The organism is Nocardioides sp. NPDC058538, assembly GCF_042719275.1.
GTDB lineage: Bacteria > Actinomycetota > Actinomycetes > Propionibacteriales > Nocardioidaceae > Nocardioides.
This window is the reverse complement of the sequence record NZ_JBHXNY010000011.1, coordinates 103,902-117,539: the sequence shown is the minus strand read 5'-3', so window position 1 is coordinate 117,539 and position 13,638 is coordinate 103,902. Positions and strand designations below refer to the sequence as shown.

19 protein-coding genes are annotated in these 13,638 nt (G+C 68.7%); 7 read left to right on the top strand and 12 right to left on the bottom strand.

Annotated elements, in window-relative coordinates:
- Positions 1–130: 130 nt before the first annotated feature.
- Positions 131–844, top strand: a complete 714-nt coding sequence (locus tag ACFWQC_RS12900) for a GntR family transcriptional regulator (protein ID WP_378678009.1) — start codon at positions 131–133, stop codon at positions 842–844.
- A gap of 13 nt (positions 845–857) precedes the next feature.
- Here the strand turns inward: ACFWQC_RS12900 and ACFWQC_RS12895 are convergent, their stop codons facing one another.
- The gene (locus tag ACFWQC_RS12895; RefSeq protein WP_378678006.1) at positions 858–1,208 is read right to left on the bottom strand and encodes a hypothetical protein; all 351 of its coding nucleotides are present in this window, start codon (positions 1,206–1,208) and stop codon (positions 858–860) included.
- Positions 1,209–1,272: 64 nt separating this feature from the next.
- Here ACFWQC_RS12895 and ACFWQC_RS12890 point away from each other — a divergent pair, with 64 nt between their 5' ends.
- Positions 1,273–1,530: a DUF4031 domain-containing protein gene (locus ACFWQC_RS12890; RefSeq protein WP_378678003.1), complete on the top strand. Its 258-nt coding sequence runs from the start codon at positions 1,273–1,275 to the stop codon at positions 1,528–1,530.
- Positions 1,531–1,612: 82 nt separating this feature from the next.
- On the opposite strand, the gene ACFWQC_RS12885 is transcribed toward ACFWQC_RS12890, so the two are convergent.
- From ACFWQC_RS12885 to ACFWQC_RS12850, 8 genes are all read right to left on the bottom strand, one after another.
- Positions 1,613–2,854: an MFS transporter gene (locus tag ACFWQC_RS12885; RefSeq protein WP_378678000.1), complete on the bottom strand. Its 1,242-nt coding sequence runs from the start codon at positions 2,852–2,854 to the stop codon at positions 1,613–1,615.
- 39 nt (positions 2,855–2,893) lie between these two features.
- A complete protein-coding gene (locus ACFWQC_RS12880) occupies positions 2,894–3,511 on the bottom strand; it encodes a hypothetical protein (protein WP_378677997.1) in 618 nt (205 codons plus the stop codon).
- A gap of 17 nt (positions 3,512–3,528) precedes the next feature.
- Positions 3,529–4,725 carry a phosphoglycerate dehydrogenase gene (gene serA, locus ACFWQC_RS12875; protein ID WP_378677995.1) on the bottom strand — a complete coding sequence of 399 codons (1,197 nt, stop codon included), beginning with the start codon at positions 4,723–4,725 and terminating at the stop codon, positions 3,529–3,531.
- A 74-nt stretch (positions 4,726–4,799) separates the two neighbouring features.
- Complete coding sequence (locus ACFWQC_RS12870) at positions 4,800–5,663, bottom strand: peptidoglycan-binding protein (RefSeq protein ID WP_378677992.1); 864 nt, start codon at positions 5,661–5,663, stop codon at positions 4,800–4,802.
- Positions 5,664–5,795: 132 nt separating this feature from the next.
- On the bottom strand, positions 5,796–6,452 hold the full coding sequence (locus ACFWQC_RS12865) for an exonuclease domain-containing protein (protein ID WP_378677989.1): 657 nt from the start codon (positions 6,450–6,452) through the stop codon (positions 5,796–5,798).
- A 57-nt stretch (positions 6,453–6,509) separates the two neighbouring features.
- Positions 6,510–6,929, bottom strand: a complete 420-nt coding sequence (locus ACFWQC_RS12860; protein WP_378677986.1) for a hypothetical protein — start codon at positions 6,927–6,929, stop codon at positions 6,510–6,512.
- A 37-nt stretch (positions 6,930–6,966) separates the two neighbouring features.
- Positions 6,967–7,263 carry a DUF2087 domain-containing protein gene (locus tag ACFWQC_RS12855; protein WP_355021225.1) on the bottom strand — a complete coding sequence of 99 codons (297 nt, stop codon included), beginning with the start codon at positions 7,261–7,263 and terminating at the stop codon, positions 6,967–6,969.
- Positions 7,260–8,267 carry a TIGR01777 family oxidoreductase gene (locus ACFWQC_RS12850; protein WP_378677983.1) on the bottom strand — a complete coding sequence of 336 codons (1,008 nt, stop codon included), beginning with the start codon at positions 8,265–8,267 and terminating at the stop codon, positions 7,260–7,262. The genes ACFWQC_RS12855 and ACFWQC_RS12850 overlap by 4 nt, the downstream gene beginning before the upstream one ends.
- A 71-nt stretch (positions 8,268–8,338) precedes the next feature.
- Here ACFWQC_RS12850 and ACFWQC_RS12845 point away from each other — a divergent pair, with 71 nt between their 5' ends.
- Positions 8,339–8,617: a hypothetical protein gene (locus tag ACFWQC_RS12845; RefSeq protein ID WP_378677980.1), complete on the top strand. Its 279-nt coding sequence runs from the start codon at positions 8,339–8,341 to the stop codon at positions 8,615–8,617.
- Positions 8,614–9,237 (top strand): TetR/AcrR family transcriptional regulator, encoded by a 624-nt coding sequence (locus ACFWQC_RS12840; RefSeq protein WP_378677977.1) that lies wholly within the window; start codon positions 8,614–8,616, stop codon positions 9,235–9,237. The genes ACFWQC_RS12845 and ACFWQC_RS12840 overlap by 4 nt, the downstream gene beginning before the upstream one ends.
- 7 nt (positions 9,238–9,244) lie before the next feature.
- On the opposite strand, the gene ACFWQC_RS12835 is transcribed toward ACFWQC_RS12840, so the two are convergent.
- From ACFWQC_RS12835 to ACFWQC_RS12825, 3 genes are all read right to left on the bottom strand, one after another.
- On the bottom strand, positions 9,245–10,486 hold the full coding sequence (locus ACFWQC_RS12835) for a DUF222 domain-containing protein (RefSeq protein ID WP_378677974.1): 1,242 nt from the start codon (positions 10,484–10,486) through the stop codon (positions 9,245–9,247).
- A 424-nt stretch (positions 10,487–10,910) separates the two neighbouring features.
- A complete protein-coding gene (locus ACFWQC_RS12830) occupies positions 10,911–11,813 on the bottom strand; it encodes an aminoglycoside phosphotransferase family protein (protein ID WP_378677971.1) in 903 nt (300 codons plus the stop codon).
- A gap of 54 nt (positions 11,814–11,867) precedes the next feature.
- Positions 11,868–12,164 (bottom strand): DUF1905 domain-containing protein, encoded by a 297-nt coding sequence (locus tag ACFWQC_RS12825; RefSeq protein WP_378677968.1) that lies wholly within the window; start codon positions 12,162–12,164, stop codon positions 11,868–11,870.
- A gap of 72 nt (positions 12,165–12,236) precedes the next feature.
- Between ACFWQC_RS12825 and ACFWQC_RS12820 the strand changes: the two genes are divergently transcribed.
- Genes ACFWQC_RS12820 through ACFWQC_RS12810 form a run of 3 tightly spaced genes read left to right on the top strand, consistent with a single transcriptional unit; the run spans position 12,237 to position 13,638 of the window.
- Positions 12,237–12,698 carry a pyridoxamine 5'-phosphate oxidase family protein gene (locus tag ACFWQC_RS12820; protein ID WP_378677966.1) on the top strand — a complete coding sequence of 154 codons (462 nt, stop codon included), beginning with the start codon at positions 12,237–12,239 and terminating at the stop codon, positions 12,696–12,698.
- Entirely contained in the window at positions 12,688–13,338 is a 651-nt protein-coding gene (locus tag ACFWQC_RS12815; RefSeq protein WP_378677963.1) for a hypothetical protein, read from the top strand. The genes ACFWQC_RS12820 and ACFWQC_RS12815 overlap by 11 nt, the downstream gene beginning before the upstream one ends.
- 42 nt (positions 13,339–13,380) lie before the next feature.
- Complete coding sequence (locus ACFWQC_RS12810) at positions 13,381–13,638, top strand: hypothetical protein (RefSeq protein ID WP_091052322.1); 258 nt, start codon at positions 13,381–13,383, stop codon at positions 13,636–13,638.

The window sequence follows — 13,638 nt, the reverse complement described above, 5'->3', positions numbered from 1 at the left end:
GTGTTCTACCGCTGCACTGATTGTCGGCGGACATTGTTGTTTCGTTGCAGCTGATCTGCCTCATCTCGTTGCAATGTCACAACTTGACTAAACTCGGGACGTACGTGAGGTGTGCACCTACGCTCTGGTCATGGTCCGGTCGGTCGAGGGAGAGCGGTCGCTCAAGCACGTCCAGATCCGTGAGTACGTCAGGGAGTTGGTCATCGGCGAAAGCCCTGGTGCCTCCGCCCCCTCCGAGCGCGAGCTGGTCCAGAAGTTCAGCGTCGCGCGGGCCACCGTGCGGCAGGCGCTCGACGCTCTCGTCGCCGACGGTCTGCTGGTCCGGATCCCGGGCCGGGGCACCTTCGTGGCGCGCCCGCCGCGGGCGGCGAGCCCGGTGCTCGGGTTCAGTGAGGAGATGGCGCGTAGGGGGATGCAGGCATCCTCCGAGACGCTGCTGCTCGGCCGGGAGAAGGCCGGACCCACCATCGCCCGCGCGCTCAGCATCAAGGAAGGTGCGGCCGTCATCCACTGGCGGCGTCTGCGCCGCGGCGACGGTGTGCCGATCTGCATCGAGGACGTCTACCTCGACGATGCGATCGTGCCCGGGATGCTTGAGCGGACCGCGCCGACCAGCCTCTACGCCGAGCTGGCCAGTCGACAGATGCGGCCCTCGTGGGTCGACGACACCTTCCGTGCCGATGTGGCCAACATCGAGGAGGCCACCCTGCTCGGCCTCTCGGTCGGCGTCCCCGTGCTCCGCAGGCAGCGCAAGTCGGTCTCGGGGGATCGCTACGTCGAGGTGTGCCGCTCGGTCTACCGTGCCGACCGCTATGCGCTGCACCTGCAGCTCGGTCCGTCCTGACCCTCTGAGCTGCTCAGAGGTCGCCGAGCGGCGCGACCACGTCGCCGCTCTCCTCGCAGACCCAGATCGGGTCCGGACCTCCCAGGTCGGGAGTGATGTGGAGCGAGTGCACCGGCGACTCGGGCGGACACGTGGTGCACACCGGCCAACGCGCGGCGGCCTCGCCGTCGAAGAGCAGGTCCTGCACGTCCTGGGCGACCAGGCCGGCGACGTACGCCTTGCCCTCCGGCCACTGCTCCACCCACCAGCCGCGCTCGGTCATCGCGTCCTCGAGTGCGGAGACGGCTGCCGCACCGGCGAGTCCGCGGGCATCGAGGTCATGGAGCACCTTCGCCCGAGCCTCGAACAGCACTGTCGTGTTCATCAGGAACCATTCTTGCCGACCGGTCAAGGCTGTGGCCTCAGGATGGACACGGTAAGAATGGCCCGTGATCCTCATCGACCCGCCGAACGTACCCAGTCGCGGCCGGATGTGGTCTCACCTCGCCAGTGACACCTCCTACGAGGAGCTGCACGCCTTCGCGAGTCGGTTGGGCATCCCGGCCCGAGGCTTCGACCGGGACCACTACGACGTACCCGCCGAGGTCTACGACGACATGGTCGCCGCCGGTGCCGTAGAGGTCACCTCTCGGGTCTTGGTCGCTGCTCTCCTCGCCGCCGGCCTGCGCCGCCGCAAACCCCGCTAACCGAGGCGTCGCCCCCGTCGGGCGAGGCGTCACGTAGGTCGGCCGAGACGTCACGTGCGTCGGCCGAGATGGCACCCGGTGACTACTCGGCCGGCGCGGGTGACTTCTCGCCCGGCGGGAGTGACGCCTCCGCTTGGGTGGACATCCGTCGGGTGGTGAGCCAGATGGCAGCGGCGATCAGCAGGCCGAGGCCGCCGCCGAGGATGAAGCCGCCCTGCCAGCCGATCAGGTCGATGGCGAACCCGGCGGTGGGGGCACCGACGGCGCTGCCGAGGGTAATGGCCGAGCCGTGCCAGCCCATCACCTCGCCGCGTACGTTCGAAGGGACGCTGCTGGTGATCGCCTCGAGCGCGGCGGTCAGGGTCGGTGCGCAGAAGAAGCCGCTGAGCAGGAGCAGGACGGTGAAGGAGACCGGGTCCCAGGCGAACGCGGTGAGCACCGTCGTCGCACCCAGCAGGACGAGCATCACCGCGGTGGAGGGATGGCTGTTGAGGGCGCCGTAGATGAGTGCGCCGAGCAGCGACCCGAGCGCCCAGATCGCCATGACGATCCCGAGCAGGGCGGTGCGGTCGAAGTCGCGCATCGCGGCCACGGTGCCGAGGTCCTCGGCGATGAGGATGAGCGAGGCGGTGAAGGTGCCGGCGAGCAGGAGCGTGACGCCCGGGTTCACCCACGAGGGGAGCCCGAAGCGGCGCTTCGGGACAGCGTCGCTCGGGACAGCGTCGCTCGGGACGGTCGGCTCGCCCTCGGTGATCATCGGGTTGAACAGCCACAGCACGACTGCCGCGGCGATCCCGAGCCACTGGATCAGCAGCATCGCCCAGGCGGTGCCGAAGTAGCTGGCGCCGAGCACGCCGATCACCGGTCCGACCATGAAGCCCAGCTCGGTCATCATCGCGTCGGCGCTCAGCGCCGCGGTGCGCTGCCCGGGACCGACCGAGCGGATCATCACCTGGCGCACGACCGAGAAGGACGGGACCGTGAAGAGTCCGGCGACGGCGACCAGCGCGAGCAGCGGGAAATAGCCGACCCAGGGAGCGATCGACCAGGCGATCGGGAGGACGGCCAGTGGCAGCAGGAGCGTACGCCGCAGGCCGAGGCGGTCGAGGAGCCGACCGAGCCACGGCGCGGAGATCGCCATCGCGATCGCGAGCATCGTCGATACCAGGCCGGCCTCGGCGTAGGAGCGGTCCAGCGGGCCGACCACATGCAGGGTCACGATGACAGAGGACGCCGGCATCGGGATCCGCAGGAACAGACCCAGCACCAGGATGCGGCGAACGTCGGGGATCCGCCACAGGTCGGCGTACGTCTGGAAGCTCACCGAGAGATTCTGTCACCGGTGAGCGATTCGAACGAATCGTTATCGGTCGGGTGACAGGTATGTGTTCAGAGTCTCCATCTCGGCCGAGATGTTGGCCCGCGCGGCGGCCTCCCAGCTGATCCTCGCGAAGGGTGTCGAGAAGAGCGACTCCTTCTCCAGCAGCCGCTCGAGGACCTGGACACGACCGACGCGAAACTCCTCGTCGGAGAGGTGCTGGTACTCCTCGCGGACGGTCGTGGCGTACTCCGCATAGCGCTCCGCCGGCGCCGCCAGGATCGCCAGGTCGGCATCGGAGAGCACCCGGCCACTGCGGTCGTCGGCGGTGGGGTCGTGGGTCTCGGTCAGCCGCACCAGCCGGGCGACCTCCGCCACCGTGTCGGCATCCACGTAGGCGCCCAGCGCGTCCTCGGCCCAGGTGGCCGAGCGCTCTTCGGCATCTCGCTCCCCGTCGTAGACGGAGTCGTGGAAGAACGCCGCCAGGGTGACCGTGAGCGGATCGAAGTGCTCTCCCTCCGCCCGCAGCTCTTCGATCCGGTCCAGCACCTCGGTGAGGTGCCTGCGGTCGTGATAGCGGCGGGTCGGGTCGTCGTACGCTGCCAGGACGTCATCGAGAAGGTCGGTCGCCTCTGGCAGCGGCCAATGTTGCGGGAGCTCCATGAGCCAGAACGCTAGCGTCAGGCGTGGTAGGCGCGCACCCACCGGGTGTGCGGGTTGGCTGTGATCTTCTCCAGCGTCGTCGCAGGTACGTCCGTCACGTCGGTGACCACGAAGCCGGTCTCACCGGCGGTGGCGAGGTACTGACCGGTCACGTTGACACTCTCGGCGGCGAGCAGCGCGTTGAGCTCGGCGAGGACGCCCGGGACGCTGTCGTGCAGCAGCGCGAGGCGCGCACCGGCGGCCAGCGGCGGCGGCTGGACGGCCGGCAGGTTGACGCTCAGCGCGCTCGACCCGGCGCGGATGAAGTCGCGCAGCTTGCCGGAGACGAACCAGCCGATCTCCTCCTGGGCCTCCTGCGTCGAACCGCCGACGTGCGGGGTCAGGATGACGTTGTCGAGACCCTGCAGCGGGCTCTCGAAGGCGTCGCCCTGGGCCTTGGGCTCGATCGGGAAGACGTCGAGCGCGGCGCCGGCGATGTGGCCGGACTCGATGTGCTTGCGCAGCGCGTCATTGTCGACGAGGAAGCCTCGCGCCGCGTTGATGAACAGCGATCGCGGCCTCATCTTCGCGAACTGCTCCTCGCCGAACATGCCCAGGTTGCCCGGGCGTCCGTCGATGTGGATGGAGACCACGTCGGCCTCCTCCAGGAGCGCGTCGAGCGACTTCATCCGGCGCGCGTTGCCGTGGGCCAGCCGGTCGGCGATGTCGTAGAAGATGACGTACATCCCCAGCGCCTCGGCGATGTTGGACAGCTGGGTGCCGATGTTGCCGTAGCCCACGATGCCCAACGTGCGGCCGCGGATCTCGTGGGAGCCCTTCGCGGACTTGTCCCAGACGCCGGCGTGCATCTTCTCGGTCTTCTCCGGCAGCCGTCGCGCCAGGGAGATGATGTAGCCGATGACCAGCTCGACGACCGAGCGGGTGTTGGAGTAGGGGGCGTTGAAGACGGCCACGCCGCGCTCGGCGGCGCCGGCCAGGTCGACCTGGTTGGTGCCGATGCAGAAGCAGCCGATCGCCTTGAGGTCGGTGGCCGCGTCCAGCACGCGCGGGGTGATGTGGGTGTTGGACCGGATGCCGAGCAGCGTCACGCCCGGAAGGTCGGCCACCAGCTCGTCCTCGGAGAGAGACTTGCTGCGCAGCTCGACCTCGAAGCCGGCCTTCTCGAGGTTCTCGACAGCGACGGGATGGATGTTCTCCAGGAGCAGCGCCTTCATGGCTCAAGCCTAAGACTCCGGACGTACGCCTCCTCAATCCTGCCCGAGGGCCGGACGGCGGCCCGCGGCGGTTCTCAGGACCAGTAGATGACGACCCCGTCGCCGATGTTCACCTGGTCGTAGAGCGAGGTGATGGCGCCGTAGTCGCGCACGTTGACGCAGCCGTGGGAGGCGCCGTTGTAGCCGTTGGCGGCGAAGTCGGGGGAGTAGTGGACCGCCTGGCCGCCGGAGAAGAACATCGCGAACGGCATCGGGGTCTTGTAGATGGAGGAGACGTGGTCGCGGCTCTTGGCGAAGACCGAGAACTGGCCCTCTCGGGTGGGCAGCTCCTGCGAGCCGAACCGCACCTCGACGCTCATCTGCACCGTCCCGCCGACGACCCAGCGCAGCACCGAGGTGGACTTGTCGATGCACATCACCCGGCCGGTCAGGCAGCGGGGGTCGAGCTTGCCGGAGGGCACCGGCGGCGGCGCGTTGGTCAGCTCGGCCTCGGTCGGCTCGCGGGTCATCGCGTGCAGCCGGTCGAGCGTGGTCTGGTCCACGAAGCCGGTGACCGCGATGCCGCGCTTGCCCTGGAAACCGGAGACGGCCTCGGTGGTGACGTTGCCGTAGAACCCGGTCACGCCCGCGTTGAACCAGCCGATCTGCTTCAGTCGCGCCTGCAGGTCACGTACGTCGTCACCGCTGTCACCCTTGCCGAAGAGCCGCGGACCCGAGGTCGGGGACGGCTTCGGCTCGGGCTTCGGCTTCGCGCTGGGCGACGGTGTCGGCGTGGCGCTCGGTGATGCCGAGGGACTGGCGGAGGAGGAGCCCGCGGCCGGTGAGGCAGTCGCCTCGGGCCCAGGCGCGGCGGCCGGCTCCACGGCGCAGGCCGCGAACGTCGTTGCCAACAGGGCGGCGAGCGCCCCGGCGATCAATCCCCGGATGACCATCTTCATCGCCTCACTTCGGACCAGGGCCCTCAAGGTGCTGTTACTTCAAGTAACGCGGGGCCGACGAGATAGTGATGTCCGAACCGGGTTCTCCGGTTGCATTTCTGCGGGAGATGTCCCGGATGTTGGGACGATCTCTCAGTGAAGCGGTCGCCGGACGCGGCTGAACCAACGGCGTACGGTCCGTTTCAGCCGGTGTCGCGAGGTGTTGCACTCCACCAGAGGCAGGGTGAGGCCGACCCGGTCTGCGTCGGCCAGCTCGCGCTGCAGGATCTCCGCGGCCACCCGGGTGTCGTCACCGGCGTCGTGGGCCCTCAGCTGCTCGACCGCGTAGTAGGCCGCGATGGTCGCCAGGGACTTGTCCGGAACCTCCAGCGCGAGCGCTTTCGCAAACCGCATCGTGCACAGCCACTCCAGGACCTCGAGGCGTACGCCGGCTCGGTCCGACTCCACGGCCACGAACGTCCAGTCGAACGCGGCGTTGTGGGCCACGAAGACCCGGCCGGCGAGGCGCTGGGCGATCGTGGCGGCGACGTCCCGGAAGGGCGGGGCGCCGGCGAGATCGGCACTGGTCAGGCCGTGGACCTCGACCGGTCCGGGGTCGACGCCGACGCCGGGGTTGACCAGCGTCTCCCACTCCGACTCGGCGGTGCCGTCGGCGGCGATCTGGCGGATCGCCACCTGGATCACGCGGTCGCGGTAGGGGTCGAGCCCGGTCGTCTCGACGTCGAGGACCGCGTAGCCCCGGCTATTTCGCCGGGCTTCGCTTCGGCCGCGTGATTCGGTGGTGGTCACAAGGCTGACGGTATCGGTGAGCACCGACAGTCCGGGCCGGTGTCCCCGCGTGCGGAGCTACCCCGACACCACGCCCAGAGCCACGATGCCGACGATGAAGAGCAGCAGCACGACCATCATGAGGACGAAGCCGAGGACTCCGGGCTTGCCCTGCTTCTCGTGCCCGATCGCACCCTTGCTGAACCCGGTCAGCGGCGCGGCGTAGAAGACCGGAACGGTCTGGCCCTCGGCGACGTCGAAGCTCAGCGATGCCTTGCCGAACTTCCAGGTCCACTGGGCGTACATGTCGACGTTCCATCGCCCCGGTGGCACAGGGAAGACGTTCCGGCCGTACTGCGTCGGCATCTGGTGGCCGTTGAGCTTCACCGTCGGCACGATCATGTTCGAGGTCATGTGGCTGCCCTGGATCGTCAGGTCGATCCACCCCACGGGCGGCTGTCCGGGCACTGGCTGGCCCGTCTGGTCCGGCATCGTCATGGGGCGAATCATGCCCGACGGCCGGGACCCTCGCCGCTCAGACCTCCACGCTCCCGCCGTCGCGCCAGTAGTAGCCGCCCTCGCGCATCATGAACCCCTCCTCGTGGAGGTAGCGGCGCAGCGCCGCGACGTCCTCGTGGAACTGTCTCAGGATGTCGTTGACCTCCCGCTCGGGGTAGACCTTCCCCGGTTCGAAGGCCTGCGCGAGCTGGTTGAGCACGACCAGCTTCTTGACGTGCTTCGACGGGATCGTCAGCAGCCGCCCGTCCTTGCCGAAGAACCGCCTCAGGGTCTCGGCGTCGTCGGGTCGGGGCTGCCAGGTCGCGCGGGTCACCTTTTCATCGTGGCCGATCCGGCTGGGTCAAGCGAGTGGTTTCTCTGCCGCGCCCGCCGCAGTGCTCGGCTGACGAGGTCGCGGGCGGCGGCCGGCCAGTCGGCGTACTCGAACTCGAAGCCCGCTTCTTGCAGCCTTCCCGGGACGACGCGTCGGCTCTTGAGTAGAAGCTCGGTGTCCGTACGCAGCGCCCAGGCCCCGATCTCTGCCATCCAGCGGGTGGCGGGCAGCCCGATCGGCATCCCGGCCTCCTTCCGCAGCGTGCGCATCAGGTCGCGCTGGGGCAGTGGAGCTGGTGCTGCGAGGTTCACCGGTCCGGCGATGTCGTCGCGCTCGATGAGGAGATCGCAGGCGCGTACGAAGTCAGTCTCATGGATCCAGGAGACGAACTGCTCGCCACCGGCGACGGGGCCGCCGAGGCCGAGGCGCGCCATGGTGAGGAGTACGTCGAGGACACCGCCCTTGTCAGGGCTCATCACCATCGCCGAGCGGAGTGCCACCTTGCGGGTCCGCGGTGTCGCCGCCGCGGCCTGCTCGGCCTCCCAGCTCTTGGCGATCCTCGTCGAGAACTCCCAGTATGCGGGAGTGTCGGGATCGCTGCCGCCGATGATGCCGGTCGCCTCGTCGTTGGGAGCGTCGAAGCGATGAGCGTAGATCGTTGCGGTGCTCATCTGCAGCCAGGTGCGCGGGGGAGCCGATGCCTTGGCGATCGCCTCTCCGACGATTCTGGTCGACTCGACGCGCGAGTCCATCATCTGCTTCAGGTTGGCCGCGGTGTAGCGGCAGCTGACCGTCCGGCCGGCGAGGTTCACCACCACGTCCGCGCCGTCGATCTCGTCGGCCCACGGACCGATCGTCCGGCCGTCCCAGACCTGATGACGTACGCCTTCCTCCAGCTCTTCGGGGTGGCGGGAGAGCACCACGACCTCATGTCCCCGCGCACTCCAGGCACGCCGCAGGATGCCTCCGACCGGGCCGGTTCCGCCAGGGATGACGATCTTCATGTCTGCGACAATACGGTTCATTTGAGCGATCGCTCAAGATATGGGCTAGGGTGCTCGGCGCCGTCGTCGGCATGGCTGTCGCCGCCGGTCTGATCGCGGGACTCTTCGGTCGGGCGATCACCCGTCGTCTGCGGATCCGGGCGCTGCGTACTCCTGAGCCCGTCGTCTACTTCGCGTTGGCGGGAACGCTGGTGTCGACCGCGCGACTCGTGATGGCGGAAGGATGGGTCCATGCCGGGCCGTGGTTCGCGCTGCTCTGCGCGTTCGTAGGCTTCATCGGTGGCGGCATACTCGGTCTCGTCCTGATCGGCTACAACCTGCTCGTCACCAAGGAGCCCGCCGCAGAATGAACCCCACCAAGGCCAAGCTGATGTCGGCGGTCACCGACCTGCTCAAGCAGGAGGGGATCGCCGGCCTCTCGGCGCGGGCCGTCGCCGACCGGGCAGGGGTCAACCAGGCGCTGGTCTTCTACCACTTCGGAACCCTCATGGATCTCGTCGACCAGGCGTGCCGTGCGGCGACCGACGAGGCGGCGGCGTCCTACCGCGCCGAGCTCGCGGAGGTGACCTCGCTGAGCGAGCTGCTGGAGCTCGGCCGGGGGCTCCACGAGCGCGAGCGAGCCGCGGGCAACATCACGGTGATGGCCCAGCTGTTGGCCGGTGCGCAGCGGGACAAGACCCTGGCCGAGACATCGCGCTACGCGTTGGGCCGGTGGAACGAGGAGATCGAGGCCGCGGTCGCTCGTGCCCTGCAGGGAAGCCCGCTCGAGGGCGTGGTGGATGCGCCGGGGCTGTCGCGTGCGATCAGCTCGGCGTTCATCGGCCTGCTCATGTACGACGGTGTCGATCGCCCCGGCGCCGATTCGGCCTTCGCCTCCCTGGAGCAGCTCGGCGCGCTCGTCGAGGTCATCGAGGATCTCGGGCCGACGGCCCGGCTCGTCCTTCGCTCCCGGCTAAAAGGCCGCGGCTAGCGCGACTCTATGTGCGTCTGGTGAAGCGGATGTCGCCGTTGGGGAGGCGTTCGTGGAGGTAGGTGGCGTCGTGGGCGCGGTGGTGGTGATGGGAGCAGAGCAGGGTGGCGTTGTCGAGGTCGGTGGGGCCGCCTTGGGCCCAGGCGATCCAGTGGTGGGCCTCGGCCCACGTGCCCGGGATGTCACAGCCCTCGGCCTCACACGTCGCCGACCTGAGCAGGAGCGCACGGCGTTGGGCGGCGGTGAAGAAACGTTCCTTGCGCCCGAGATCCAGCACCTCCGAGGCACCCCCAAGGACAGCCGGGATGATGTTGGCGGTGCAGGCCAGCCGCCTAGCCTCGGCTGCGCTGATCGGGCTGCCGCCGACGATCTGAGCGATGCCGGCCTCGGTGCGGAGCTGGTCGATGTCGATGGTCACGATCACGGTGGTCGCATCCCCACCGTGGACCGGCAGGCGGGTGGGGTCGATCGCCTCGAGCATCTGGCAGAACGCTCGCCCGAGGCGTCGGTCGTAGGGCAGGTAGTCGCCGGTCTCGGTGCGGGTGCCGTCGTCGCGGCGGGGTGAGGCGAAGGCCTCCAGGTTGGTGGCCAGCCGGTCGGCTGCCGCGTCCGGGATGACCGCGGTGATCCGGGTGGTGCCGTCCCCGAGGCGGCGCATGGCCAGGCGGGTCTTCTTCCGCGCGTGGGCCTCCTCCGCGGTGAGCCGTCGGGCTTCTTCGGCCTCGGCGATCTCAGGGGCGATGACATCGAGGATCCGACGCCCCAGGCGGCGCAGCTGGGTGGGGTCGAACCGGGCCGCATAGTCGACCAGGGTCTCTTCGGCCTTGGTCTTGATCTCCGGGTCGAGATCTGCCGGGAGGTCATCGAGCGCGTTCACGATGACGTGTGCTTGGGCCGGGTTGCAGGAACCGGCGCGCATCGCTTCGGCGACCAGCCCATAGGAACGGTCGAGCGCTTCGGCGAGGCGGAGGTCGGCGCGCAGGGTCTCGGGGCGCTGGTGGGTGTGGTGATGCAGCCACGCCGCGACATCCCGGGCCCCGGACTCAGCCGTGACGTCGTCAGCGGTAGCGAGCACCCGCAGCTCGAGCTCAGCCAGCTGGGCCTTAGCCCGGGCGATCTCGAGCAGGGTGGCGGCCTTCTGGTCGGTGGCCATGAACGAAGGGTTCGCCGCCGCAACCCCATCAAGCGCGGCAGTGATCGCGACCACGGCCCCGAGCACGGGGTGTTGGGGCTGTTGCAGCGTGGTCATCACGGTCACCTCCCGACGTACGAACTCAAGGGTTTCTGCCTGTGCAGAATCCCGGTTGGTTCGCTGGTCTCGGAGGCCCGGCAGTACGGGCTATTACTTACCCTCGCAGCTCGGCGTTCACGCCCCTGGTTCCCCTGGATTACCCGCCATCCGTTGTGTCTCGGATGGATAGGGCACGCCTCTTGAGAGGTGGTCGGCCTTCACGTTTACGCCTGCGCCGAGCCTACCACACAACGCAAAGTCAAAGCCACGGGAATAGCTCGAAACCCATTCAGGGACAGATATCCCAATCCCAAAGCCAGACCGCTGCTGGAAGCCCGCAAGACAGCCACATGGCACTCAACCCAGGCACTCTGGTTCTAAATCTCCCAACCCGAACACCGTATTGGCCCCACCCACGCTGGAACTCAGGCACAAGCCATGGTCAACCCGCCAGCGCAGCCCGGGCCATGACGAGGCGGTCGGCGCAGCGTACGGGCATGGTCCGCCAGTAGTAGGGAAAGGTCATGACGGCGATGAAGAGGGCCCAGCCGCGGCCGCGAAGCCAGGTGGCGTCGTCGATGTCCAAGATCCTGCGGAACTCGTCTCGGCCGGCGGCATCGAGAAGCTCCCAGGCGCAGATCAGGTCGACGGTGGGGTCGCCGACGGAGAGTGCACCGAAGTCGAGTACGGCGGTGAGGCGGCCGTCGCGGGAGAGGAGGTTCTCGGCGAGCAGGTCGCCGTGGAGCCAGTGGATCCCGGCCTCCGCAGGGGCAAGGGCCATCACCTCGTCCCAGACGGCCTCGACCGCGTCCAGGTCCAGCTCGAGGGAGGCGAGCTCCCGACACTCATGAAGCCTCGACCGGACGTCGGCGTCGAAGCCGGTGATCGGCTCGCCGCGATACCAGCGCAGCTCGGGGTCGTCGAGCGCCTCCTGGGGCACCTCGGTCCGGCGGAGCCCGGTCACGACCGAGGCCAGGTCCGCGGCGGTGACGTCACCCGCGCCGGGGGCCGGCTTCTCGCCGTCGAGCCAGCGCACCACGCTCCAGCGCTCGGGGTAGCCGAAGCCCGGCTCGCCGACCCTCACCACCTCGGGTGTGGCCACCGCGAGGTTGGTCGCGAACCCGGGCAGCCAGCGCGCCTCCTGGGTGATCGTGGCGGATCCGCGGGGCTGGCGGGGGAGGCGTACGAGATGCTCCTCGCCCAGCCGGAAGAGCCGGTTGGTCGACCCGGTCGAGTCCAGCGGGCGGAGGGGAAGCTCTGCGTACGCGGCGACGTCCCGCCTCAGCAGGGACCGCACCAGGTCCTCGTCGATCATCAGCTCGTCGTCGTGCATTCGGGCGCTCATCGTGGCTGAGCCAACCATGCCGGTGGCCGGCTCCGCGCATGATTTTCGCGAATGTCAGACGAGGGTGATCGAGACGAGCGCCCGGTCACCGACCTGGAGGTCCTCCCTGCGGCGTACGTCCTTCTTGATCGGCAGTGCATAGCCCTCCTGGCCTGGGAAGACCGACGTCCTCCAGGTGGTCGTGCCGATCCGCGCCTCGACCCTGACCGACCCGAAGCCGCGCGGCGGGCCGGTCGCGATCGACGCCTCGCGGATCTCTTCGGTGACCTCAGGTGGCGCGGTCACGAAGATCCAGGCGTCCGTCGTGTCCTTCCACGGCCACAGCTCGGCGTCGAAATCCCAGGTCTCCACGCGCTCATCCTCCCAGGTCGGCGTCTGGAAAATGATGGTTCGACCGGCATGGCCGGCGGCTAGGGTGCGGCCATGGCTGACCCTCGCTCCCTCGACCAGAGACTCGCCGACACCCGTGCCCGGCTGGAGAACGACATCGACCTGTGGATCGCCTCCGCGCACGATGACCAGCCGTGGCTGGTGCCGATCTCGTTCGTGTGGTGGGAGGACGAGATCTGGATCGCGAGCATGGGCGGCGCGCGCACCCAGCGCAACCTGTCCGCCTCCCCGGTCGTGCGCCTGGCGCTCGGAGAGCTGCGCGACGTCGTGATCATCGATGGTCGCGCCGAGGTCGAGCCGATGGAGCGTACGCCGAAGCGGGTCGTGGAGATCTACGCCGAGAAGCAGGGCGGCGACCCGAGTACCTGGGCGGACAGCCTGATCCGCGTCCGGCCGACGAAGATCCAGGCGTGGCGCGAGTCGAACGAGCTCGAGGGTCGCCACCTGATGCGGAACGGCCGCTGGCTGGACGAGGGTGGGTCCGATGGAAGCTGAGATCCCGCTGACCGAGGACACCTTCCGGGCGCTCTCCCGATCGTCGCCGTGGCGCTTCTCCGCGCTGCACTTCACCTGGCGGACGCGGGACGGCGACATCGAATGCTGGCTGCGCAGACCTGGCTGGCTCCGGGTGCGCGATGCCGGCGGGGATCGCGTAGAGAGGGGTGAGGCTCCGGTGTTCGATCCGAAGCCGGTCCTGCGCACCGACGGTCTCGTGGAGAGCCGGTCGCGGGCCTACACCCACGACATCGACGACCCGATGTGGAACAACTACGTCTTCGTGTCGATGCTCGATCCCGAAGAGCTCTCCGCCGACGTGGTGCTGAGCGACCTGCGTTCGGAGGAGCGAGCGGGTCGGGAGACCTGGTGGGCGAGGGTGGTGCCCGGGGACGAGTACGAGCCGCGGTGCGGTTGTTGTCCGCTGCTGTGGTCCTGGGCTTCCGACCGCGACGAGTACGGCGACGGCGACCCGGGCTGGGAGCCATCCGCGGGGACGGTCTACCCCGAGGCGTACGACGTCGCGCTGGACGTGGCGACCGGGGTCGTCGTGCAGCTGACCCCGGTCGGAGGTTCACGTCCCGATCTCGGCTTCGAGACCACGATCCATGAGGCAGAACTGTCGGTGGTCTCTGTTTAGGTGGTGGTGAGGACGACATCCGATCCAGACGGAGGAGATGTCATGACCATCAGCACGACCATCGATGAGGAGATCGAGCGGCTTGAGGAGGAGCTCGGCGAGCGGCCTGCCTGTGAGTGCAGCTGTGGCAGCCCGGACAGCGACGCGGAGCCTTGTGGCGAGGTGGCGGCGTACGCGGTGACCGTGCTCTGTCCCGACGACCGGTGCACCCACACCTACCTGTTGTGCCGGGAGTGCCGAGACCTTTGGGTGCAGAACTGTCCACCCCCTCACCAGCTCCGCGTCGTTGCGCTCGGGTGA

Excerpts from the sequence above, each read along its gene's own strand:
- ACFWQC_RS12900 (WP_378678009.1), top strand. The coding sequence starts at position 131 with ATGGTCCGGTCGGTCGAGGGAGAGCGGTCGCTCAAGCACGTCCAGATC.
- ACFWQC_RS12895 (WP_378678006.1), bottom strand. The coding sequence starts at position 1,208 with ATGAACACGACAGTGCTGTTCGAGGCTCGGGCGAAGGTGCTCCATGAC.
- ACFWQC_RS12880 (WP_378677997.1), bottom strand. The coding sequence starts at position 3,511 with ATGGAGCTCCCGCAACATTGGCCGCTGCCAGAGGCGACCGACCTTCTC.
- serA (WP_378677995.1), bottom strand. The coding sequence starts at position 4,725 with ATGAAGGCGCTGCTCCTGGAGAACATCCATCCCGTCGCTGTCGAGAAC.
- ACFWQC_RS12870 (WP_378677992.1), bottom strand. The coding sequence starts at position 5,663 with ATGAAGATGGTCATCCGGGGATTGATCGCCGGGGCGCTCGCCGCCCTG.
- ACFWQC_RS12860 (WP_378677986.1), bottom strand. The coding sequence starts at position 6,929 with ATGACGATGCCGGACCAGACGGGCCAGCCAGTGCCCGGACAGCCGCCC.
- ACFWQC_RS12850 (WP_378677983.1), bottom strand. The coding sequence starts at position 8,267 with ATGAAGATCGTCATCCCTGGCGGAACCGGCCCGGTCGGAGGCATCCTG.
- ACFWQC_RS12845 (WP_378677980.1), top strand. The coding sequence starts at position 8,339 with ATGGCTGTCGCCGCCGGTCTGATCGCGGGACTCTTCGGTCGGGCGATC.
- ACFWQC_RS12840 (WP_378677977.1), top strand. The coding sequence starts at position 8,614 with ATGAACCCCACCAAGGCCAAGCTGATGTCGGCGGTCACCGACCTGCTC.
- ACFWQC_RS12835 (WP_378677974.1), bottom strand. The coding sequence starts at position 10,486 with ATGACCACGCTGCAACAGCCCCAACACCCCGTGCTCGGGGCCGTGGTC.
- ACFWQC_RS12830 (WP_378677971.1), bottom strand. The coding sequence starts at position 11,813 with ATGAGCGCCCGAATGCACGACGACGAGCTGATGATCGACGAGGACCTG.
- ACFWQC_RS12820 (WP_378677966.1), top strand. The coding sequence starts at position 12,237 with ATGGCTGACCCTCGCTCCCTCGACCAGAGACTCGCCGACACCCGTGCC.
- ACFWQC_RS12815 (WP_378677963.1), top strand. The coding sequence starts at position 12,688 with ATGGAAGCTGAGATCCCGCTGACCGAGGACACCTTCCGGGCGCTCTCC.
- ACFWQC_RS12810 (WP_091052322.1), top strand. The coding sequence starts at position 13,381 with ATGACCATCAGCACGACCATCGATGAGGAGATCGAGCGGCTTGAGGAG.